The following is a 20,573-nucleotide window of genomic DNA, read 5'->3' on the forward strand; positions in this document are numbered from 1 at the left end:
TGGTACATGAAAATTGTCGACCTCACGCTACCCTATTCGGAAACGATTGCCGGGTTCAGTTCTGCTCCGGCCCGAAAGCTGGACACAGACGGCTGGAATGCCAGTGCGCTGCAGATCTATTCGCACGCGGGAACCCACATGGACGCACCGCTCCACTTTGGAGTGAGCGATTTTTCCATCGATCAGTTCCGGCCGGAGGATTTCATGGCCGACCGGGCCTGGGTGGTCAATGTTGCCGATTGTGAAGAAAAGTACCTCATTACCGTTGAAGACCTTCGCGGGATCGCTCCATTCTTCCGGCAGGGTGATAGTTTGCTGTTCAAAACCAACTGGTACAAAAGGTTGGGCACCGACGCCTACCGTAATGCCTTGCCCAGAATCAGCGAGGAACTTGCGGTTTGGTGCGTTGACAATCGGGTCAAAATTCTGGGTGTGGAGCCTCCTTCGGTGGCCGACGTAAACAACATGGCGGAAGTCACGCTGATCCATAAAATTCTGTTGGGGAAAGTAATCATTGTAGAAGGACTGTGCGATCTCGACAAAATTTCGGGTCTCTCAGTCAAACTGATTGCCCTCCCGCTAAAAATCAAAGGCGGCGACGGGGCTCCCTGCCGGGTAATCGCCATCGAAGAATGAGTCAATACAAACCCATAATCGTTCTTGACGACGACCCGACCGGCACCCAGACAGTCCACGGAATTCCGGTACTGACGGAATGGAGTGAAGACGTCCTGCGTCAAGAATTTTCGCAGCGAACCCCGCTTTTCTACATCCTGACCAATTCGCGGGCCTTACATCCCGAAGAGGCTGAGCAACTGGCTAGTCAGATTGGAAAAACCATTAAAAGCCTGAATCAAGAGTGTTGGCTCATTAGCCGCAGCGATTCCACTTTGAGGGGGCATTTTCCCACCGAAGTCGACGCATTGGCCGAAGGGCTTGGCTGGGGCGATGACTACCTGACCATTTTACTGCCCGCCTTTTTTGCGGGCAACCGTTTCACAAAAGACGACATCCACTATCTGAAAGAAGGTGATACCTGGATTCCGGCCGCCGAAACACCCTATGCGCAGGATAAGACTTTCGGCTATGGCAATTCCAATCTCAAAGACTGGGTCGAGGAAAAGACAAAAGGCCGAATCCCGGCTTTCGAGGTGGATTCTATTTCGATCGAACACCTGGACAACGAACCCGAAGCGGAGATTCTGGCAAGATTGAACAAAGCCAATAAAGTACTAATCGTCAATGCATTGACCGATGGGCATCTTGCTAAATTCTCAGGAGCCGCAATGGCTGCAAAACGGAAAATGATTTTCCGCACGGCGGCCTCTTTTGTGGCGAGTTTCGGACGAATTTCCGAGAAAGCGTATCTGACGAGAAGCGAAGTGCTGGCAGATGCCTCCCAAACGGGTGGGGTTATCGTCGTGGGTTCCCACGTTCCAAAAACTACGACGCAGCTGAAAAGACTACTCGATTCGGGGATCGCGAGGGTTGAATTTGAAGTCGAAGCGTTTTTGAGGCAGGACGATTACCTGACAGCTGTTTCCGAAAAACTTAATGAATTATTGGCTGATAATCAGGATGTGGTACTCTTTACCAGCAGAACCTTGGTGGCGGGGGCCGATGAAAAGGATAGTCTTGCCATCAGCGTTCTGGTGTCAGCAGGGTTGATAAAACTTGTGCAAAACCTGACCGAACCTCCCAAATTTTTCATCGCCAAAGGGGGGATCACTTCCAGCGATCTGGCGACGAAAGGCTTGGGCGTCAAGCGTGCGATGGTATCAGGGCAAATCGCCGCTGGAATACCGGTATGGAAATTGGGCGACGAAGCCAAATTCCCCGGCTTATCGTACGTCGTCTTCCCCGGCAACGTGGGCGATGAAGGTACTTTGCGGGAAATCTATGAAAAGCTGAGATGACAAAAGTACTGAAAGGCGTTTGTGTGGGTGCGGGCTACTTTGCGCAGTTTCATTATGAAGCCTGGCAGCGCATACCGGAGGTAGAGATTGTGGCTCTTGCCGACACCGACACATCTGTTGCCAAAGCCGTGGCTACCAAATTCGGAATCCACAATGTATATCCGGAATTCGCGGAAATGCTACGGATCGAAAGGCCCGATTTTGTGGACATCATTACGCCTCCTGCCACGCACCTTACATTCTGCAAAATAGCGGCCGACCTGGGCGTGAATATTATCGTTCAGAAGCCGCTTGCTCCCACTTACCAGGAAGCCGAAGAACTGGTGAATTATTGTGAGGCCAAGGGCGTCCGCCTGATGGTACACGAAAATTTTCGCTTTCAGCCCTGGCACCGCGAAATCAAAAAACTACTGGACGACCAGTCAATCGGGGAGTTATTCAGTCTCAATTTCCGGATGCGCATGGGAGACGGTTGGCAGCCGGATGCCTACCTGGCACGGCAGCCTTATTTCCGCACCATGCCCAGGTTGCTGATCTACGAAACGGGCATTCACTTTATCGACACTTTTCGTTTCCTGGCCGGAGAAGTCGAAACGGTATACGCCAGGTTGAGAAAATTGAATAAAGACATCGAGGGCGAAGATGACGGCATGGTTTTCTTCACTTTTGAATCAGGCGCAAGCGGTGTGTACGATGCCAACCGGTACAACGAAAGCAAATCTGTGAATGCCCGGTACACTTTTGGAGAATTTTTGCTGGAAGGTTCCGGGGGCTCAATCCGGCTGTACAATGATGGTGGTTTGACCCTTCAACTGCTTGGTGAATCTGAAAAGTCACACAACTACGTGCACCAAAACCACAACTTTGCGGGAGATTGCGTGTTCACTACTCAGACACACTTTACCGGGTGTATGCTCAGTGGCTTGGAGTTTGAAACGTCCGGCCGGGAATACTTGAAAAATATAATTGTTCAGGAAGCAATTTACGAGTCCAGTTCGAATCAAAAAGTGATTCACATGGCCTGAAAATAGTAGGTACTTTCTGGACAGGAATCCGAAATTTTTATCCATGATGAATAATGAAATAAAGGACTCAGGCTCAACCTTGGAACGATTCGGGCAAAATAAAATCATACCCGATCTGTTGAAAGAGGAAATTCTGCTTTCGTTGTCCTACTACCCCGAACTGCTAGCCACGCCAATTGAATTTCGCATACTCGATCCGTCAATAAAAAAATCGGTAATGCTGGCACAGCCCGCAATTGGGACACTTCTGAACACAAGGGCGAAGCGGGGGTATGTGATTAAAATAAGCAGGTACTTCAAAGACGAAACCCACGCACTTCCCATCGAAAAGATACCCCGGGAGGTACTTATTGGTTGGATTGGGCATGAGCTGGGTCATGTCATGGATTACCTTGACCGCTCAATCTGGGAAATGGCCAAATTTGGGCTGGGCTATTTGTTTTCCAGACGTTACCTGATGCAGGCCGAGCGCACCGCCGATCTGTTTGCAATCAGCCACGGTCTGGGAGATAAGATCGTGGCCACCAAGAATTTCATCCTCGACCACGCCCATTTGCCAAACCGCTACAAAGAAAAAATCCGGCGACTCTATGTGTCGCCGGAAGAAACGCTAATGCTGATAGATGAGTATAAGGCAAAATTGTGACTTTGCTATCAGCCAACGGCCTTGAAGGATTTTACAACTTGCCTGAAAGGGCAGATTGCTGACCGCCCAATGCCGACTCCCCTTCAATAAAACGCTCAAATTCCAGAAAATCCTCTTCCTTCATTACATTCGGCATCTTTACCTGTCCGCCTTTTTTCTTGGTCCGTTCGTTCCACCGGGTGAAAAGATCACAGGAAATGATCTCGGCTTCCACGCCTTTCAGCGCTTTGGTGCGGGCCACATCGTAGTTTTTATTGGATTCCCGCAAGACCTCGTCAAGAATCGCGGCAGCATCCGATGAGTCGGCGGTTTCTCCATCTGCACCAAGGTACCAGCGGTTGATGTATTCGCCATCTTCCCGGCGTACCGCGGCCACGGTGAATTCTTTGATTGAGATTCCTTTTTTCTCGGCCAACTTTTGCACGGCCTGAGCCATTTTATTGACCGGAAGCTGTTCGCCCACCACATTGAGGTAAAACTTCGTGCGGCCGCTGATGATGATCTCACCACGCGAGACATCGGTAAACTGAACCGTATCGCCAATCATATAGCGCCAGGCACCCGAAACGGTTGAAATCAGCAACACGTAGTCAACGCCCTCGGTAACTTCCATGCTGTTCAGGACCGGGGCGTCCGGCCTTACTGTGCCGTCTTCGGCCATGAAACGATCCTGAAACGGTACAAACTCAAAGTAGATCCCGTTGTTGAGCACCAGCTTCATGGCCTTAGTCTCGGGACGGGACTGGAAGGCCAGGAATCCTTCGGATGCCAGGTAAGTGTCGATGTAAATGAGCGGATGAGCCATCAGTTTATTCAGGCTTTCGACGTACGGGGCCAGAGCAACACCACCTGAGGTGTATACGCGCAGATTGGGCCAGATCTCGTGAATAGTATTCAGGCCGTGGTATTCAATCACTTTCTTGAGCATGAGCTCAATCCACGACGGGATACCCGAGAGGCTGCCGATATCCCAGTTGGGTGCTTCCTGCGCGATGCGTTCTACCCGTGCATCCCAATCCTGTATGGCCGAAATTTCTTTTCCCGGTTTGTAGTAGAATTCAAACCAGCCGGGAATATTGCTGGCGCTGATCCCGCTGATTTCACCTTCCAGGTGGTCGTCCACTTTTTTCAGGTCAGTGCTGGAACCCAACATCAAAATTTCCTTCTCAAAAAACTCCGGCGGCAGATCGTATTCCGATAACGCAAGTACCTGGCCGATGCCTGCCCGGCGAATCGCCGCCAGCATGTCGTCGGTCACCGGGATGTGTTTGCTGGTACTTGTGGTGCCCGAGCTCACGGCGAAGTAATTGGGTTTGCCGGGCCAGGCAACATCGGCTTCACCAGCCAGGGTGCGGTGCCACCAGTTCTTGTTTATTTTATCGTAATCGTGCGAGGGCACCCGCTCGGCAAAAGTCTGGAAAAGGTTATCGCTTTTCAGAATTGACTCAAAATTATAGTGTTTGCCGAAGGCCGTATCTTTTGCTTTTTCCAGCAAATGGCGGAGAACTTTTTCCTGCTCTTCGACGGGCGAGTCGTACGCAGTGAGGGCTTCGCCGAGATCGACGGCCTTTTTGATGAAACTTCCTAATAGGGACATTTATGTTTGGGTAATTAGCATTGACAATTGATATTTTTTTTGGGATGAAAAAAGTATGCCCACCCAATTAAATTTCAATTGGATGGGCAGCGTAGTATTTTTATTCAATCAATTTAAAGCTGAATTGCCACTTGCAAAATGGCCTCAATTGGTTCAATGGATAATCCCTTGTACAGGTTGATCGGCAAGGTACATAACATTCGTTTTCCGGCCAGCTACACTGGATGATCCGGTTGCTTGCCATCCACTTTGGCTGTGTCAAACAAGCAGAGAACTTCGGTTGGATTCTCCCTGACGCAAAAAGTAGTTATCTATCCATTTCATCGTTTTTCAAAGTGTACAAAACAGACTTTTCAGTGGTATCAGGCAAACAGTAATGGCTCTCGAAATGCAACCCTAATTTCTCCAATAGATTGATGGAACGATTGTTATTGGATTTGCAGATGCCGTGAATTTTTGGAAGGTTAAGTTTATCGAAACCATAAGTCAATACCTCACTGGCTATTTCGTAGGCAAATCCGTATCCGGTGTGTTCTGGTAGAAAAGCATAACCAATGTCTGGGTAATCCAGGTTTTCGCGTTTGAGAAGACCACAAGAGCCAATGGCATGACCGTCGGTCTTTTTCTCCACCAGCCACAACCCAAAACCGTGCGACCGGTAGCTGTTCAATGGCCCATTGTTCAGGTAATCAACGGCTTGGGTTTCTGACCTTACATTGCGGTCGCCGATAAATTCCAGCCAGCTGGCGGTATTCAGTAGTTCGAGGATAAACGGTGAATCGCTCAAAGCATACTCCCGCAATCTGAGTCGCTCGGTTTCCAGGATGTAGTTCATGGGTGTAATTTTTCGAATTAAATACCAGCCGGCTGATTGGCGATTTCCGGGGCGAAGAACACCGAACGTGGTGTGTGCCGGCAGAAATCAACCGATACACTAGTTTTACTGAATTATGCCTGTCAGCTGAGATGTTTTTATCTCGAGGGCGCAACGGAAATGCCCTTCCGGGCAGGCACGGTGGCCGTGCAGGCCGCAGGGGCGACAACTCAGGTTTCCTTTCCTTTCGACGACAAAAGACTCATCTGACAGCGGGCCAAAGCCGAAAGCAGGCACTGTGGAGCAATAGACCGCGCAGACCGGAGCATTCAGGGCCGAGGCCATGTGCATGGGCGCCGAGTCGTTGACGTAATTCATGGCAGCGCCCTGCATCAAGGCGGCCGATTCCAGAAACGATAATTGGCCGCATAAGTTGAGCGCCCGCTCATTCAGGCCCGACGTTTCAATAAGTTTTTGCCCCAAGTCAAAATCCGCCGGACTGCCCAGCATCCGGACTGCAAACCGGGAAGGCAAGTTTTGAAGTAGTTCTATCCATCGTTCTGCCGGATACTGCTTGGTGAACCATACCGAAGCCGGGGCAACGCAAATGTAGGGGACGTTTTGGTAGGCCTTCACCCTGGCGTAATCGGCAGGAGTAGGGTAGAGGCGGGGTTTTTGCAAATTTCCCGCTATCCATTCTTCTATTAGTGAGAAATTACGTTCTACCTCATGCGTTCCGGCTTGCAAAATGTGTTTTTGGGCGTGGGTAAACGTAAAAGAGAATGGATTTTTCTTAAAACCCATACGATGTTCTGCCCCTGAAAGTGCGGTCAGGAGTCCGGTGGAAGCAAAGCGTTGCAAAGTAATCACCCGATCATACCTCCGCTCGCGTATGCCTCCTAAAAGCGCCCAGAGGTTGCGGTATCGGTTTTCTTTTTTATTCCATGTCAGGACTTCATGTAGGTACGGATGCCCATCGAACAGGGCCTCATGCCCTTTGCGCACAAGCAAATCCAGGTGGGCCTCAGGCCATGCGCGGTGCAAACTCTCCAAAAGGGAGGTCGCCAGAATGGCATCACCCAGGAAGGCCGTTTGGATAATGAGGATTTTACGGGTTGGCATCGGGAAGGGGGTATCTGGCAAAAATCCGTAATTTTGTTCGTACTACCGAAAATTATCCGGTAGGTTTTTGTGTTAATTCTAAATGAAAGAAACCATCACCCGCAATCGAAGGACTACCGAAGCAAATCTGCCCAAACTGCAGGAGGAATACCAGCTGCATATACTGCCCAATGGCATTCGGGTTGCGCACAAGCAGGTACTGCACACGCAAATTGCGCATTGCGGAATAATGTTCGACATAGGAAGCCGGGATGAGCGCCCCGATCAGCAGGGGCTGGCTCATTTTTGGGAGCATATGGCTTTTAAGGGCACCGAAAAACGACGTTCCCACCATATTATCAACCGGCTTGAAACCGTAGGCGGTGAGTTGAACGCGTACACGACCAAAGAGAAGATTTGCTTCCACGCCTCGGTACTTGACGCCCATTTCGACAAAGCACTGGAACTACTGGCCGATATCTCGTTTCACTCTATCTTTCCGGAGAAACAGATTGAACGTGAGCGGAATGTGATTCTGGAAGAGATGTCGATGTACTACGACTCTCCCGAAGATGCCATTCAGGACGACTTCGATGCCCTGCTTTTTCCTGACCACGCCCTGGGATTTAACATCCTCGGCAATCAGGAAACGGTGAATCGATTTACCAGAGAAGATTTGCGCGCATTCATTCTGGAAAATCTGGACACGGAACGCGTCATCGTATCGTCCGTGAGCCGTCTGCCTTTCGCCAAAGTGGTCAAACTGGCCGAAAGGTACCTTGGCGAAGTACCTCGTCAGGAAAGTACCCGGTTACGCCACCCGCCTCTGTCGTACCAACCGGTTCAGCAAAAAGTGGAGCGGTCCCTGACCCAGGCGCAATGCGCAATGGGCCGGCCGGCCTACCCGCTCACCGACGAGCGTAAACTACCGTTTTTTGCCCTTGTCAATCTGCTGGGAGGGCCGGGAATGAATTCCCGCTTCAATATGTCGCTGCGGGAGCGCTATGGATTCGTGTATTCCATTGACGCCAGCTATATGGCCTATCTCGATGCAGGTTATCTGGGAATCTATTTTGGGACCGAACCAAGGCAATTGGATCGGAGTATAAATCTCATTCACAAGGAATTGAGGCGCTTGCGAGAGCAGCCGCTCACACCCACGCAACTGCACCGGGCCAAGGTACAGCTTATGGGACAACTCGCCATGTCGGAGGAGAGCAACAACAGTTTTATGCTCATGATGGCTAAAAGCCTGCTCGATACCGGACGAGTGGAGACATTGCCAGCGATTTTTAACGAAATTCAGAATCTTGAAGCCAAGCAATTGCAGGAAATGGCAGTCGAGATGTTTGACGAGAAAGATTTTAGCTACCTGACTTTCCTGCCTGAAGCATGATTTTGCTAAATTTTTAATTCCCGAACGTTATGAAACCAGACCGCAGAACTTTCCTGAAAAATGCAACGGCAGCGTCCGCCCTATTGGCTGTGGGTGGTATGGCGCAGGCCCGGCCGACCTATTCCTACATCAAGAATCTGAAAAAGGTGAGTCCGAACGATAAGATTCGTATTGCCACGATCGGCATGGGGATTCAGGGAAATTTTGATACCCAGGCTGCCCTGCGGTCAGCGCCTGACGCCGAACTGGTGGCCGTCGCCGACCTGTACGACGGACGTCTTCAGCGGGTCAAAGAAACGTTTGGGAAGGAAATAATCACGACCCGCGATTACCGGGAAATTCTGGCCCGTCCGGATATCGACGCCGTGCTGATCGTGACGCCTGACCACTGGCACGATCACATCACAAAGGCCGCCCTGAAAGCCGGAAAACACGTCTACTGCGAAAAACCAATGGTCCATCATATCGATGAGGGGTTGTCGGTCATCGATGCTTGGAAAAAATCGGGTAAAACGATGCAGGTGGGTAGTCAGCGGATCAGTAGCGCAGCCTACGAAGAGGCAAAAAAAATGATTGCGGCGGGCGACATCGGCGAAATCAATTACGTGGAATCTAATAATGACCGTTTTGGCGCCATTGGTGCCTGGAACTACTCGATTCCCCCTGATGCCTCGCCTGAAACCTGCGATTGGGATCGCTTTTTGGGCGATGCGCCCAAAGTACCCTTCGACGCCAAAAGGTTTTTTCGCTGGCGGAACTACCGCGACTATGGCACCGGCGTGGCGGGAGACTTATTTGTCCACCTGATCACGGGGGTTCACTACGTGACGGGGTCAATGGGGCCGCAACGAATATTTTCGTCGGGTGAGCTGAGCTACTGGAAGGACGGGCGTGATGTTCCGGATGTGCTTGTTTCCATTCTTGAATATCCAAAAACGGATATTCATGAGAAGTTCCAGATGGTGCTGCGGGTTAATTTTGCCAATGCCGGGGCCATCAAGAACAATACCCGGATCATAGGGACCGAAGGCCAGATCGAATTCGACAATCAGGGGATCATCCTGACAAAGAAAAAACTACCCGAAGCGCCCGGCTATGGCAACTACGACAGTTATTTCACCTTTCCCGAAGAGACTCAGAAAGAGTTCGTAAAGAATTACGACGCAAAGTACCCCCCTGAGACACGTAAGGCGGAACCTGTGAAGGAAGTGAAATTCTCGAAACCCGATAAGGAGGACGAGCACGCCAACCACTTTGCCAATTTCTTTGAAAATATGCGCAAGGGTAGTCAGGGAACCATCGAGGATCCTGTGTTTGCGTTTCGCGCTGCTGCTCCCGTACTGGCATGCAACGAGAGCTACTTTGACCAGAAAACAGTGTATTGGGACCCCGTGGCCATGAAGAGGAGAAAATGAGTTTCCGGTGCTGCGTTTGGCTCTTTTGGGCGTACGCCGTCCCCATGCAATGTTAATCGCCGGTCAGGTACTCTGGAACTTTGTCGCGTTGCGGTTTTGTGGCTTTGTCGCTTCTACCTAACTTCGCGGTTTCCAAAAAACGACCATGACCGAAAGAATCCTCATCCTTGACTTTGGTTCGCAGTATACCCAACTCATCGCCCGCCGTGTTCGCGAGCTCGATGTGTATTGCGAAATCCATCCCTTTAATCATATTCCCGAAATCACATCGAGTACCAAGGGCGTCATATTATCAGGCAGCCCATGCTCGGTGCGTGATCTCGACGCACCACGAATCGACCTCGATCAGTTTCGGCATAAGGTACCCGTGCTGGGAGTGTGCTACGGCGCGCAGCTCATGGCCCAAATGATGGGCGGTGACGTAATGCCATCCGAAAACCGCGAGTACGGCCGCGCTCGACTTGAAATCGTCGATGAGGACTCCTCCCTGTTGGCCGGAATATCTGAGACCTCTCAGGTATGGATGTCTCATGCCGACACCATCAAACGCATACCGGACAATTTTCGTGTAATCGCTTCGACCCCCTCAGTGGAGGTGGCGGCATTCAAAATTGCTGACGAGCTCACCTACGGCATTCAGTTCCACCCTGAGGTGACCCACTCGACCGAGGGCAAGAAGTTGCTGCACAACTTTGTGGTTGGAATCTGTGGTTGTAAGCAGGATTGGACCACCGAGTCGTTTGTGGAATCCACCATTCAGGCGCTCCAAACTAAAATAGGCGACGATAAGGTAGTTATGGCGCTTTCGGGCGGGGTGGATTCTACCGTCGCCGCCACGCTGGTGCACCGCGCCATCGGCGAGCAGCTGTACTGTATTTTCGTGGATAACGGCCTGCTGCGTAAAAACGAATTCGAGGAAGTCCTGCATTCTTATCAGGACATGGGTCTGAATATCAAAGGTGTGGATGCTGTACAGCAGTTCTACACCGCTTTGAAAGGACTCGAAGACCCGGAAGACAAGCGCAAGGCCATTGGCCGAACTTTCATCGAGGTTTTTGATCAGGAGGCACATTTAATTCAGGACGTCAAATGGCTGGGGCAGGGGACTATCTACCCTGATGTGATCGAGTCGGTCTCGGTGAAGGGCCCTTCTGCTACTATCAAGTCTCACCACAACGTGGGTGGCTTGCCCGACTTCATGAATTTGAAAGTGGTGGAACCGCTGAACACTTTATTCAAAGACGAAGTGCGGGAAGTAGGCAAGACCCTTGGCCTGCCCGGCAGCATCCTCGGACGTCACCCGTTCCCGGGGCCCGGTCTGGCCATCAGAATTCTGGGCGATGTTACCGCGGAGCGGGTGGCCATTTTGCAGGAGGTGGATTCCATATTTATTGAAGGACTGAAAAAGCATGGATTATACAACGAAGTGTGGCAAGCCGGAACCATGCTCCTTCCTATCCAAAGCGTTGGGGTAATGGGCGACGAACGCACTTATGAGCGGGTAGTGGCCCTCCGGGCTGTGACTTCCGTAGATGGTATGACTGCGGACTGGGCACATTTACCTTATGATTTTCTGGCAGAAATCTCCAACGACATCATTAATAAGGTCAAAGGCGTTAACCGCGTTGTCTACGATATTTCATCCAAGCCGCCCGCTACGATTGAATGGGAGTAAGGCACTGAAACCTTCATGACGCAGAAAGACAATTCAAGGTAGTTGTACAAGAAAAAAGCCGGGAGGAGGTGCATGCACCTCCTCCCGGCTTTTTTCTTGAAAAGTACATTCTGGGCTACAATCTCGATCTTCCAAAAATCAGGCTGAGAACGAAGAGTACTATGAATATGTAGAATAGAATCTTGGCGATTTCAGCAGCACCGGCTGCAATTCCACCGAATCCAAGAACACCGGCGATAATCGCTACGACTAAGAGAATAATTGACCATTTGAGCATGACTTACAGGGGTTAGTTAAAAATGGGGAACTAGGTTATGGACGTAAAAGCCCATTCCAGTGCACCGATTCCGGGTGTTGAGGAAATATTATATCAGCCACACTCCTCTAAATCCCGTAGAATATCGAAACGTGAGTATTTATTTCTACAATTTGGCGATAATTAATCAAGGCTCGATAAATTATTAATTCATAAAATCGTTAAATGTCGGAATGCCGCATCAACTACCGACCCATGCAACTACCCTCGTTTAGTTTCTTACTTTTCACATTCCTGGTAATACAAAAAGCGTACGGTCAGGTCGTCTCCCCTTCAAAACCTGTTACTTTATTCACCTTACGCGCTGTGGACGATAAAACAGGCCGTGAAGTACCCGCTGATTTTGAAGTATACCTGCACATAGCCAATGAAAAATTTCAGGGGGCCAACCGTAGCGGGGCACCGGATTTCAATGTGAAAATGTACCATTCCGATACCGTAACCGTTGAGACTGCGTCGAAAGACTATTACACAATCGAGGAGGTGCTCTTGGTTTCCTGCGACACCTGCGGGTTTTATCAGTACACGGCGCTGCTCGAAAAGCGAATGGATTCCGTTTTCACAGACTTAAAAGTCAACGATGTCATCAGGCTGGATAAAATTTATTTTGATCAGAGCAAATATGAGCTCCGGCCTGAGTCGTACGAACAACTACAGAAACTTTATAGAACGCTTCGCGATAACCCCAGGCTGAAAATTGAAATTGCCGGACATACCGATAATGTCGGAGACCCAAGATTAAATCAGTACTTGTCCGAAAACCGGGCGAAGGTCATTTACTCGTATTTACTGCGGAAAGATATCGCATCGAGTCGATTACGCCATCGCGGCTATGGTCAGGAAAAGCCGGTTGCCCCTAATGACACCGAAGGAAACAAATCGCTGAACCGGCGGGTGGAATTCCAGGTGTTGGAAAATTAATACACACAAAACAGAATCCAGTGTCAAAAACTGGGTCGTTGTCCGAATAAACCATACATATGAAAAAGCTTCCCATCCTGGTTTTTGCTGGAATAGCATGCCTCTTCGATTCAGAAACTACCCTCGCGCAAAAGTTTTTGGGCTTGTCCTCGCAGTATAACGGTGGTTTTTATTCGGTCTACCAAAATCCGGCCTTTGTGGCGGATAACCGGTTTTCCACCCAACTGCATATTTTGTCAGGCGGTATCCATCTGGACAACAACTATGTGCGGTACGCCGCGCCATTTTCAATGTTCGACTTGTTGCGGCAGAAAAACGACCGACCCCTTGACCCGTACGATCTGGTGGAAATCCGAAACGGAAAACCCAAAAACGGAACCCTTTCCGGCGAATTGCGTGGTCCCGCCGTATCATTCCGGCTCGGCGACCGAACCAACCTGGCCTTAATGACGAGGGTGCGTAGCGGGGTTCAGGTTACTGACGCCTCCGAACGCCTGATGGCCATTGCCCGCCTGGGGTTAGCCAATGCGCAAAGTTTGGAAGACTTTGGGATATTGGCTCTTTTTGCCTCGCAATCCGAGAACAAGTTCAATCTTACCAGTCAGGCCTACTCAGAATGGGCGGCATCGCTCGGGCAGGTACTTGCTGAGACAGACGCCATCCGATTGAAGGGAGGCTTTACGGTGAAAAGGTACTTTGGGTACGCGGGCGGTTATGTGGAAAATCAGGAGCTAAACTACCGTGTGCTTCCTGACTCCACCAAAGTCAATAGCGCCTACATGCAGATCGATCGCTTCGCAGCGACAATGGGATACACCGATGCCTCCCGGGCCTCGTTCCTGTCGCCGGGATGGATCTTTGGCCGAAATTCCAGCGGTAAGGGCTGGGGATGGGATGCGGGCCTGGTGCTTGAGCTTTTGGACGGGGGAGAAGGAATGCCACGGATGCGCCTGAGCGCGTCAGTAACGGACATTGGGCTCATCAAGTACCAGGGGGCGAAGGTCAAGAACTACCAGATCGATGCTGCCAACCGGCAAATCACAGAAGAGGAGTGGCGGGGCTACAGCTCACCGCGCGAGGGCGAAAATCAACTGAATGCTTTCGGTCGGGTGTTGGAAAATGAGTTTGGTTTGACGGAGGCGGATAATTCCGGACAGTTTACAATTGCCACGCCCGCTGCTTTCAACCTGGGAGCCGACTTCCGGCTCATGAAAAACATCTATGTTAACACTACGGTGATTCAGGGACTGGAAAGGTCGTCGACCCCACAGTTCAGACAAACAGGGTTGCTCGCTGTAACGCCCCGGTTTGAGTCAGAACAGGTTGGTTTGGCTTTTCCGATCATCCGGCAGAACGGGGGCTGGGCGGTAGGAGCCGGGCTGCGCGCCGGACCCTTTGTGCTTGGTTCTGACAATCTGTTGGGGGTATTTTCCAGAAACGGCCGGTTCAAGGCTCAGGGTGTGGATGTTTACGGTGGGTTGAGTATTGCGCTGAATAAGAAAAACCAGCGATAAACAGCCCTTATGTCAATTTACGGCATGGTTTTTACAGTCCAACTCCCCAGGACTAAAAAAACTATATGAAAGAAAATATCGCTACCTTCTCCCGCTGGATTATTGTGCTCATTGGCGTTCCGGCAGCCATGTTTCTGGGCAAAACATTTCTGGTTACCTTCTTTGTGTCCATAGTTTTGGCGATGGTGTTCAGTCCGGTGATGGACTGGCTGATGGACAAAGGCCTTGGCAAAGGCTGGGCTGTCATGGTGAGCACGCTGATACTGATTCTTTTCTTCGCTGGAATGGCCGGTTTGCTGTATTTTCAGATGAGCCTGATGTCGGAAGATTTGCCCCGGATGGAGCAAAAGGCTATGGATATTTTTGATAAGGCCCAAAGTTTCGTTAACCAAAAATTTGGGGTGACTCCCAAAGAGCAAACCGAAAAGGTAAGCCAGGTTGCAAGCCGGATGGGTACTTACGCAGCTGCGTTTTTCGGTTCGTTTACTAGTACGATCACTAACTTTATTTTGATGTTTGTTTATTTCGTGTTGTTGCTGTCGCATCGCACCGAAATAGAGAAATTCATTGTCCGTAGTGTTGATCCCGATAAAAAACAAAAAGCGCACAAACTGATCTACGAGGCACGCGACACCGCAAGCATGTATGTGTGGGGTATGCTGAAAGACATTTCCGCGCTAGCGGTGGTATACGCCATCGGGTTCCTGATCGGCGGAATTAAGTACAGCATTCTGCTGGCAGTTATTGCCGCACTATTTTCTTTTCTGCCCTATATAGGCAACATCATCGGCGGCGGTCTGGCGGCAATTCTGGCCATGTTATCGGGTGATCCGTCCTCATTTCTGATAGTGGTCGGGGTAATGACTCTTGCTCAGATCATCGAAAATTATGCACTTTCTCCATTTTTAGTAGGCAACGCAGTGGGCCTCAATCCAATGTTCAGCATCGTCTCGATCATAGTGTTTGGGGCAGTCTGGGGGATAGGTGGCGCAATCATCGCCTTACCCCTGACTGGTATCATCAGAGTAGCCTTCAAGCTGTCTCCCCATACTCAACCGATGGTCGATCTCATGGGGGAGGACAGTTAAGCAACCTGGGTGTAAAATTTGCCGTATTTGATTTGGCGGGATTGTTTGATACGGGTCAAATCCGTACATTTCAGGAATCCAACCTCCGATTTTATGAGCATTACTACCTTATTTGCCGTACTGGGTGAAGAAGACTACGTTGTTTCCCTGCAAGCCCGACGGCATGAGGTACTGGCTGACGAACCCGAAGAACTCGGTGGGAAAGACCAGGGGCTCACCCCTTACGAATTGATTCTTGGCGGATTGGGGGCATGTACCAGTGTCACCCTGAAAATGTACGCACAGCGCAAAGGCTGGGAGGTAGACGACATTGATGTCAGGCTTGAGCTGGCCATCGAAAAAGGGCAAACACCAGTCATCACAAGGCGGATCAAGGTTAGGGGCAAACTGGATAGCGAGCAATGCGACCGGCTTCTTCAAATCGCAAACAATTGTCCCGCACACCGCTTATTAACTCATCCGATCGATATTGAAAGTGCTCTTTACGAAATTTAGGCGGAGGGATTGGGGTGTGGCTGCAATCGGTGAATTACTTTTTCTGAAAAGCCAATAGATTAGAGTGACGCAGGCAGGTACTTCAAGTCTGCCTGGGGCAAATTGATCTGGACGAACTGAATGGAATCCTGAACAAATTCAATGAGGCATATAGTCATTTTAGGTAACGGCATCAGCGGTATCACCGCCGCCCGGCATATTCGCAAGCATTCCGACGACCGGATAACCGTAATTTCTTCTGAGACTGAACATTTTTTCTCCCGTACGGCCCTCATGTACATTTACATGGGTCACATGAAGTACGAACACACCAAACCTTACGAGGACTATTTTTGGGAGAAAAACCGCATTGAACTCCGCCAGGCATGGGTAAGCCACTTTGACTTTGATAACAAATCCATCACCCTCGACGAAGGTACCAATGTACCCACCGAACTTACCTATGACATCCTGATTCTGGGCGTAGGCTCAGAGAGCAATGCCTTTGGTTGGCCGGGGCAGGATTTGGAGGGCGTCCAGGGTTTTTACAGCTTTCAGGACCTGGAAGCCATGGAGGCTAACACGGAAGGCATCGACCGGGCAGTGATCGTGGGTGGCGGGCTTATAGGAATCGAAATGGCCGAGATGCTCCTGACCCGGGACATCCGTGTGACCATGCTTGTCCGGGAAGAGGCCTATTGGAATGGCGTTTTGCCGAAAGAGGAGGCCGAAATGATCGGGCGGCACATCCGGGAACATGGCGTGGATTTACGCCTCGAAACTGAACTGGAGGCCATTCATGACGACAATAACCGCGAGGCAGCCCTACGGGTAACCAGTGTAACAACCAAGAATGGCGAACAAATCGATTGTCAGTTCGTTGGGCTGGCAGTCGGGGTACATCCCAATGTCAAGCAATTTAGCGATACTGCCCTTGAAACCGACAAGGGGATTCTGGTCAACGAATTTTTGGAAACGAATATTCCGGATGTGTATGCGATCGGTGATTGCGTACAGCATCGAAACCCCCTGGAAGATCGTAAATCGGTCGAGCAGATTTGGTACACGGGCCGTATCATGGGCGAAACCGTAGCCCGGAGTATTTGCCAGACCAGGACTCCTTACCAACCAGGTGTGTTTTTCAACTCAGCCAAATTTATGGACATAGAGTACCAGACATACGGTCAGGTGCCCGCCGAAGCCCCGGAGGGCATAAAGAGTTTTTACTGGGAGCATCCTGGCGGTAAGATTGCTTTGAGACTGAACTACCGGGAGGATAACAATACATTGACCGGAATCAATAATTTTGGAATGAGGCTGCGACACGAGGTCTGCGAAAAATGGATCAAAGGCAAGAAAAGTATCGGCTACGTTCTCTCGCACTTTCGGGACGCCCATTTTGATCCCGAATTTTTCCAACGTCACGAAAAATCAATCGTTGCTGCATTTAATAAGCATAGCCCGAAACATAACGTGAAACTTGGCGGCAAAGCGCCCTTCTGGGAGCGCGTGTGGGGGTAGTTTCTTGTGGTATAGTAATCCTGGTGCCTGGAATAGCGAATCATATCCGGGCCATTCAATTCCGGAATTCAACAAATCAGAAATTGATGAATAATATTCAAAAAATTGGCCTTACCCTGTTTGTAATAGGTTTTACCATTTGGGTAGCTACCCTAAGTTTAGGGAAATATACTCTGACGGAGGGCATCCTAAGCGATACGGTCAATGTCAAAAAAGAACACTACGATCTTCTGAAAGCGAAGGCTGAGCCAATGTTCGGCAAAAGCTATTCAACGGCTTTTGAATTCAGCAATGATTTTAGCAAAATCCAGGAGGAAGTCAATGAGGAGTTACGGAAAGCGGAAAAAGATGACCAGGTTATTTATGACAATTACGCCTTTATAGTAACCAAGGCCTCTTCCGAAGGGCCGATTACTGAACACACGTTTTTGTGGTTTTGGTTGAGTTTTGGATTGGCTATTGTTGGGGCTTTGATGTATATATTTCCCAACAACCGCCTGCTTCCCGGCATCAAGAATGACCACATATACCACCACCCGGCCACTTCCCGCGGATGGATCGGCATCCTTCTGGGTACTTTTCTGATTGCATTTTACGTGGTTCTCTACTTTTACCCGCAATACATTGTCAACTGGGTACTTTTGGTTGATCCGATCAGTGAGGCACTCAATGGCGGCCCGGCGTCACAATGGTTTTTGTACGGGTTTCTCTATACGCTATGCATCCTGATTATGGGCATTCGTATGATTATCAAGTACCGGCACTCTCCCTATGAGCAAATCCGGTCGGTGTCGGTCATGTTTTTCCAGACTTCCTTCGCCTTTATTATTCCCGAAATTCTGGTGCGCCTTAACCAGCCCTATTTTGATTTCAAGAACATGTGGCCGCTGGATTACGATTTTTTCTTTGATTTTAACCTGAACGAATTGCTGAGCAATGGTACCCTGGGACTATTTATGCTTGTCTGGGGAATTGCACTGTTCGTATTGGCCGTACCCATATTTACCTACCTCTACGGAAAACGCTGGTATTGTTCCTGGGTATGCGGTTGCGGCGGCCTTGCCGAAACGCTCGGCGATCCGCACCGCCAATTATCCGATAAGTCAATGCGAGCGTGGAAGATTGAACGATACATGGTACATGGTGTGCTGGCTTTTGCCATTATCATGACGGCTTTCGTGCTGTATACGTATTTCACGGGCCAGTCCAATATCGGACCCGTCAGTAGTTATTCAGTGCGGGCTGCCTACGGATTCTGGATTGGCGCCCTATTCTCGGGTATCGTCGGCGTTGGGTTTTATCCCCTGATGGGTAACCGCGTATGGTGTCGCTTCGGCTGTCCTTTGGCAGCTTACTTGGGCCTGGTGCAGCGCTTCAAATCACGCTTTCGCATTACCACCAACGGCGGACAATGCATATCGTGCGGCAATTGTTCGACTTATTGCGAAATGGGCATCGATGTGCGGGCCTATGCGCAAAAAGGGCAGGACATTGTCCGGGCCTCCTGTGTGGGCTGCGGTATCTGCTCGGCGGTATGCCCCCGGGGCGTTCTGAACCTGGAAAACGCCGATCCCCACAGCCGGGTGATGGTGGCTCCTGAGATCATGACGGGCAACGACATGCCGAAGATCAAATGAATTTCAGCCCTTATCAGTGCTCACCCCCGGTACACTACCTGGCAGCTTCGTGCAGGAGTTGCATTCCCGTAGAACTGCGGGCCTTGAAGCCAGTCCAGGTTTTCTCATTGGAATTCTTAGGCAGGTCGAGGTACTTGTCGAGGTCCTTACCTTTCAAGTACTTTCCCATGAATGCCGTCACAAAGTGCTGATTGATGTTGTTGATCCGCCGCTCGTCCCAGGCGGGCTCGGCATACCGGTAGTATTCGTCGAAGGGTAGTCCCGGCCGCAAGGCTTCGGCCGGTGGTGGGTTAGGGGCTACGTTATGTCGGGCATTTTCGTAAGTGAGTAAATACCGCTCAGCGTTAACCGCGCCCGTGTAGATGGCTTTAATGCCTTTTTCGTAGCCTGAAACATCGTCCTGGCTACCCGCCACGAAAAATGTGGGTACTTTCAGTCCTTTCAGGCTTTCGGTATCCCAAACCCCCCGCTCCATACCCCAGGGAGCAAAGGCTACTACAGCTTTGATACGCGGGTCCAGTGAGTTTTCATATTCGGCGTTGCGGGTCGTTCTAACCTCGATAGCATTGCTACCTCCCGACATACCGCCAAAAGCCTTGGCAAAACCTTCGCTATAACCCGCCCCGGCTACGTTCAATACCCCATATCCTCCCATCGAGTAGCCAATCAGGCCAATACTGTTTGCATCGAGAAGTCCGGAAAGGAAGTTTTTACTGCCCGGCTTTCCAAGGTCGGCCATCTGGTTGAGAACGAAGAGAATATCCTTTGAACGGTTAAGGAGCGTGCTGGTAAATCCTGCCGCATCGCGGAAAGTCGATTCGGCGTGGTCGATGGCCACGACCACATAGCCCTTCGATGCCAGATTCTCGGTCAGGTAAGTCAGCAGAAGCCGTGAGCCTACGTACCCGTGGGAAACCACGATTAACGGAAAAGTGCCCGAAGTTGTACTTGGGGCAGCATCGCGCGTAGCCCGACCTTTGAACGTAAACGGAATCAGTGGTCGCTTCGGATCATTGGAGGTTCCCATGACTTCCTCATAGGTGACAATTTCCTGCTGCCCTGCGGTCAGAGCTGCCGGGTACCATACTTCCACCTTCAGAGCCCGGTCGTAGCGGGCATTGGCGTTTTCTTTGGTCTTAAGAATGTCAACTTGATTTTTATTTACAAAATCGAGCGTACGAACTCCGATTTTAAATTCGCCCCGTGCCGAAAGTTCGGGCGCGTCAGGGAGAGCGTCACCGTAAACGAAAATATTTTCGGTACTTTGGGAAAAGGTAAAAGGGGCTGCCAGTAATTGAAGCAGTAGAATACTGGCTAGAAGGACGATGGTTTTCCGGGGGGCTTTATTCATTATGATATGGGAAGTATGAGGTATGCTATTTTGCTCGTGACGTCGTTCTGTGTGTCTTTTCAGGTCCGTTATTGACAAAGGCTCTTACAAATAAGAACTACTACATCGACACCAGGGCTGCCATTCGGCAGGACAGTGGCCTCACATCAGAAAGATAACCCATAAC

Annotated in this window: 18 protein-coding genes; 13 read left to right on the forward strand and 5 right to left on the reverse strand. The window is 50.3% G+C overall.

Annotated elements, in window-relative coordinates:
- Positions 1 to 6 precede the first annotated feature (6 nt).
- From IE117_RS19240 to IE117_RS19255, 4 genes are read left to right on the forward strand one after another with little or no spacing between them, the layout of a single operon-like run.
- The gene (locus IE117_RS19240) at positions 7 to 636 is read left to right on the forward strand and encodes a cyclase family protein (protein WP_189566179.1); all 630 of its coding nucleotides are present in this window, start codon (positions 7 to 9) and stop codon (positions 634 to 636) included.
- The gene (locus tag IE117_RS19245; protein WP_189566181.1) at positions 633 to 1,916 is read left to right on the forward strand and encodes a four-carbon acid sugar kinase family protein; all 1,284 of its coding nucleotides are present in this window, start codon (positions 633 to 635) and stop codon (positions 1,914 to 1,916) included. Before IE117_RS19240 ends, IE117_RS19245 begins: the two co-directional genes overlap by 4 nt.
- Positions 1,913 to 2,941, forward strand: coding sequence for a Gfo/Idh/MocA family protein (locus IE117_RS19250; protein ID WP_189566182.1), 1,029 nt, complete (start codon positions 1,913 to 1,915; stop codon positions 2,939 to 2,941). Before IE117_RS19245 ends, IE117_RS19250 begins: the two co-directional genes overlap by 4 nt.
- Positions 2,942 to 2,984: 43 nt before the next feature.
- Positions 2,985 to 3,587, forward strand: a complete 603-nt coding sequence (locus IE117_RS19255; protein ID WP_229581166.1) for a hypothetical protein — start codon at positions 2,985 to 2,987, stop codon at positions 3,585 to 3,587.
- A gap of 31 nt (positions 3,588 to 3,618) precedes the next feature.
- Here IE117_RS19255 and IE117_RS19260 read toward each other — a convergent pair whose 3' ends face one another.
- From IE117_RS19260 to IE117_RS19270, 3 genes are all read right to left on the reverse strand, one after another.
- A complete protein-coding gene (locus IE117_RS19260) occupies positions 3,619 to 5,184 on the reverse strand; it encodes a GH3 family acyl-acid amido synthetase (protein WP_189566184.1) in 1,566 nt (521 codons plus the stop codon).
- Positions 5,185 to 5,491: 307 nt separating this feature from the next.
- Positions 5,492 to 6,019: a GNAT family N-acetyltransferase gene (locus tag IE117_RS19265; protein ID WP_189566187.1), complete on the reverse strand. Its 528-nt coding sequence runs from the start codon at positions 6,017 to 6,019 to the stop codon at positions 5,492 to 5,494.
- Positions 6,020 to 6,124: 105 nt separating this feature from the next.
- Positions 6,125 to 7,120: a glycosyltransferase family 9 protein gene (locus tag IE117_RS19270; protein ID WP_189566189.1), complete on the reverse strand. Its 996-nt coding sequence runs from the start codon at positions 7,118 to 7,120 to the stop codon at positions 6,125 to 6,127.
- An 82-nt stretch (positions 7,121 to 7,202) separates the two neighbouring features.
- Here IE117_RS19270 and IE117_RS19275 point away from each other — a divergent pair, with 82 nt between their 5' ends.
- From IE117_RS19275 to guaA, 3 genes are all read left to right on the forward strand, one after another.
- Positions 7,203 to 8,495 (forward strand): M16 family metallopeptidase, encoded by a 1,293-nt coding sequence (locus IE117_RS19275; protein WP_189566191.1) that lies wholly within the window; start codon positions 7,203 to 7,205, stop codon positions 8,493 to 8,495.
- Between the two features lie 29 nt (positions 8,496 to 8,524).
- Positions 8,525 to 9,910: a Gfo/Idh/MocA family oxidoreductase gene (locus tag IE117_RS19280; RefSeq protein ID WP_189566193.1), complete on the forward strand. Its 1,386-nt coding sequence runs from the start codon at positions 8,525 to 8,527 to the stop codon at positions 9,908 to 9,910.
- A 145-nt stretch (positions 9,911 to 10,055) separates the two neighbouring features.
- Complete coding sequence (gene guaA / locus IE117_RS19285; protein WP_189566195.1) at positions 10,056 to 11,585, forward strand: glutamine-hydrolyzing GMP synthase; 1,530 nt, start codon at positions 10,056 to 10,058, stop codon at positions 11,583 to 11,585.
- A gap of 115 nt (positions 11,586 to 11,700) precedes the next feature.
- On the opposite strand, the gene IE117_RS19290 is transcribed toward guaA, so the two are convergent.
- Complete coding sequence (locus tag IE117_RS19290) at positions 11,701 to 11,862, reverse strand: DUF1328 domain-containing protein (RefSeq protein ID WP_189566197.1); 162 nt, start codon at positions 11,860 to 11,862, stop codon at positions 11,701 to 11,703.
- A 204-nt stretch (positions 11,863 to 12,066) separates the two neighbouring features.
- Here IE117_RS19290 and IE117_RS19295 point away from each other — a divergent pair, with 204 nt between their 5' ends.
- From IE117_RS19295 to IE117_RS19320, 6 genes are all read left to right on the forward strand, one after another.
- Positions 12,067 to 12,822 carry an OmpA family protein gene (locus IE117_RS19295; protein WP_189566199.1) on the forward strand — a complete coding sequence of 252 codons (756 nt, stop codon included), beginning with the start codon at positions 12,067 to 12,069 and terminating at the stop codon, positions 12,820 to 12,822.
- Between the two features lie 59 nt (positions 12,823 to 12,881).
- A complete protein-coding gene (locus tag IE117_RS19300) occupies positions 12,882 to 14,336 on the forward strand; it encodes a DUF5723 family protein (protein ID WP_189566201.1) in 1,455 nt (484 codons plus the stop codon).
- A gap of 65 nt (positions 14,337 to 14,401) precedes the next feature.
- Positions 14,402 to 15,424 (forward strand): AI-2E family transporter, encoded by a 1,023-nt coding sequence (locus tag IE117_RS19305; protein ID WP_189566203.1) that lies wholly within the window; start codon positions 14,402 to 14,404, stop codon positions 15,422 to 15,424.
- A gap of 93 nt (positions 15,425 to 15,517) precedes the next feature.
- On the forward strand, positions 15,518 to 15,919 hold the full coding sequence (locus IE117_RS19310; RefSeq protein ID WP_189566205.1) for an OsmC family protein: 402 nt from the start codon (positions 15,518 to 15,520) through the stop codon (positions 15,917 to 15,919).
- Positions 15,920 to 16,060: 141 nt separating this feature from the next.
- A complete protein-coding gene (locus IE117_RS19315; RefSeq protein ID WP_189566207.1) occupies positions 16,061 to 17,419 on the forward strand; it encodes an NAD(P)/FAD-dependent oxidoreductase in 1,359 nt (452 codons plus the stop codon).
- Between the two features lie 86 nt (positions 17,420 to 17,505).
- Entirely contained in the window at positions 17,506 to 19,056 is a 1,551-nt protein-coding gene (locus IE117_RS19320) for a 4Fe-4S binding protein (RefSeq protein ID WP_189566209.1), read from the forward strand.
- A gap of 34 nt (positions 19,057 to 19,090) precedes the next feature.
- Here the strand turns inward: IE117_RS19320 and IE117_RS19325 are convergent, their stop codons facing one another.
- Entirely contained in the window at positions 19,091 to 20,407 is a 1,317-nt protein-coding gene (locus tag IE117_RS19325) for an alpha/beta hydrolase family protein (RefSeq protein WP_189566211.1), read from the reverse strand.
- Positions 20,408 to 20,573 lie beyond the last annotated feature (166 nt).

The organism is Persicitalea jodogahamensis (assembly GCF_014651615.1).
GTDB classification, from domain to species: domain Bacteria; phylum Bacteroidota; class Bacteroidia; order Cytophagales; family Spirosomataceae; genus Persicitalea; species Persicitalea jodogahamensis.

Excerpts from the sequence above, each read along its gene's own strand:
- IE117_RS19265 (WP_189566187.1), bottom strand. The coding sequence starts at position 6,019 with ATGAACTACATCCTGGAAACCGAGCGACTCAGATTGCGGGAGTATGCT.
- IE117_RS19300 (WP_189566201.1), top strand. The coding sequence starts at position 12,882 with ATGAAAAAGCTTCCCATCCTGGTTTTTGCTGGAATAGCATGCCTCTTC.
- IE117_RS19325 (WP_189566211.1), bottom strand. The coding sequence starts at position 20,407 with ATGAATAAAGCCCCCCGGAAAACCATCGTCCTTCTAGCCAGTATTCTA.
- IE117_RS19270 (WP_189566189.1), bottom strand. The coding sequence starts at position 7,120 with ATGCCAACCCGTAAAATCCTCATTATCCAAACGGCCTTCCTGGGTGAT.
- IE117_RS19275 (WP_189566191.1), top strand. The coding sequence starts at position 7,203 with ATGAAAGAAACCATCACCCGCAATCGAAGGACTACCGAAGCAAATCTG.
- IE117_RS19280 (WP_189566193.1), top strand. The coding sequence starts at position 8,525 with ATGAAACCAGACCGCAGAACTTTCCTGAAAAATGCAACGGCAGCGTCC.
- IE117_RS19305 (WP_189566203.1), top strand. The coding sequence starts at position 14,402 with ATGAAAGAAAATATCGCTACCTTCTCCCGCTGGATTATTGTGCTCATT.
- IE117_RS19320 (WP_189566209.1), top strand. The coding sequence starts at position 17,506 with ATGAATAATATTCAAAAAATTGGCCTTACCCTGTTTGTAATAGGTTTT.
- guaA (WP_189566195.1), top strand. The coding sequence starts at position 10,056 with ATGACCGAAAGAATCCTCATCCTTGACTTTGGTTCGCAGTATACCCAA.
- IE117_RS19315 (WP_189566207.1), top strand. The coding sequence starts at position 16,061 with ATGAGGCATATAGTCATTTTAGGTAACGGCATCAGCGGTATCACCGCC.
- IE117_RS19260 (WP_189566184.1), bottom strand. The coding sequence starts at position 5,184 with ATGTCCCTATTAGGAAGTTTCATCAAAAAGGCCGTCGATCTCGGCGAA.
- IE117_RS19310 (WP_189566205.1), top strand. The coding sequence starts at position 15,518 with ATGAGCATTACTACCTTATTTGCCGTACTGGGTGAAGAAGACTACGTT.
- IE117_RS19245 (WP_189566181.1), top strand. The coding sequence starts at position 633 with ATGAGTCAATACAAACCCATAATCGTTCTTGACGACGACCCGACCGGC.
- IE117_RS19240 (WP_189566179.1), top strand. The coding sequence starts at position 7 with ATGAAAATTGTCGACCTCACGCTACCCTATTCGGAAACGATTGCCGGG.
- IE117_RS19295 (WP_189566199.1), top strand. The coding sequence starts at position 12,067 with ATGTCGGAATGCCGCATCAACTACCGACCCATGCAACTACCCTCGTTT.
- IE117_RS19290 (WP_189566197.1), bottom strand. The coding sequence starts at position 11,862 with ATGCTCAAATGGTCAATTATTCTCTTAGTCGTAGCGATTATCGCCGGT.
- IE117_RS19250 (WP_189566182.1), top strand. The coding sequence starts at position 1,913 with ATGACAAAAGTACTGAAAGGCGTTTGTGTGGGTGCGGGCTACTTTGCG.
- IE117_RS19255 (WP_229581166.1), top strand. The coding sequence starts at position 2,985 with ATGATGAATAATGAAATAAAGGACTCAGGCTCAACCTTGGAACGATTC.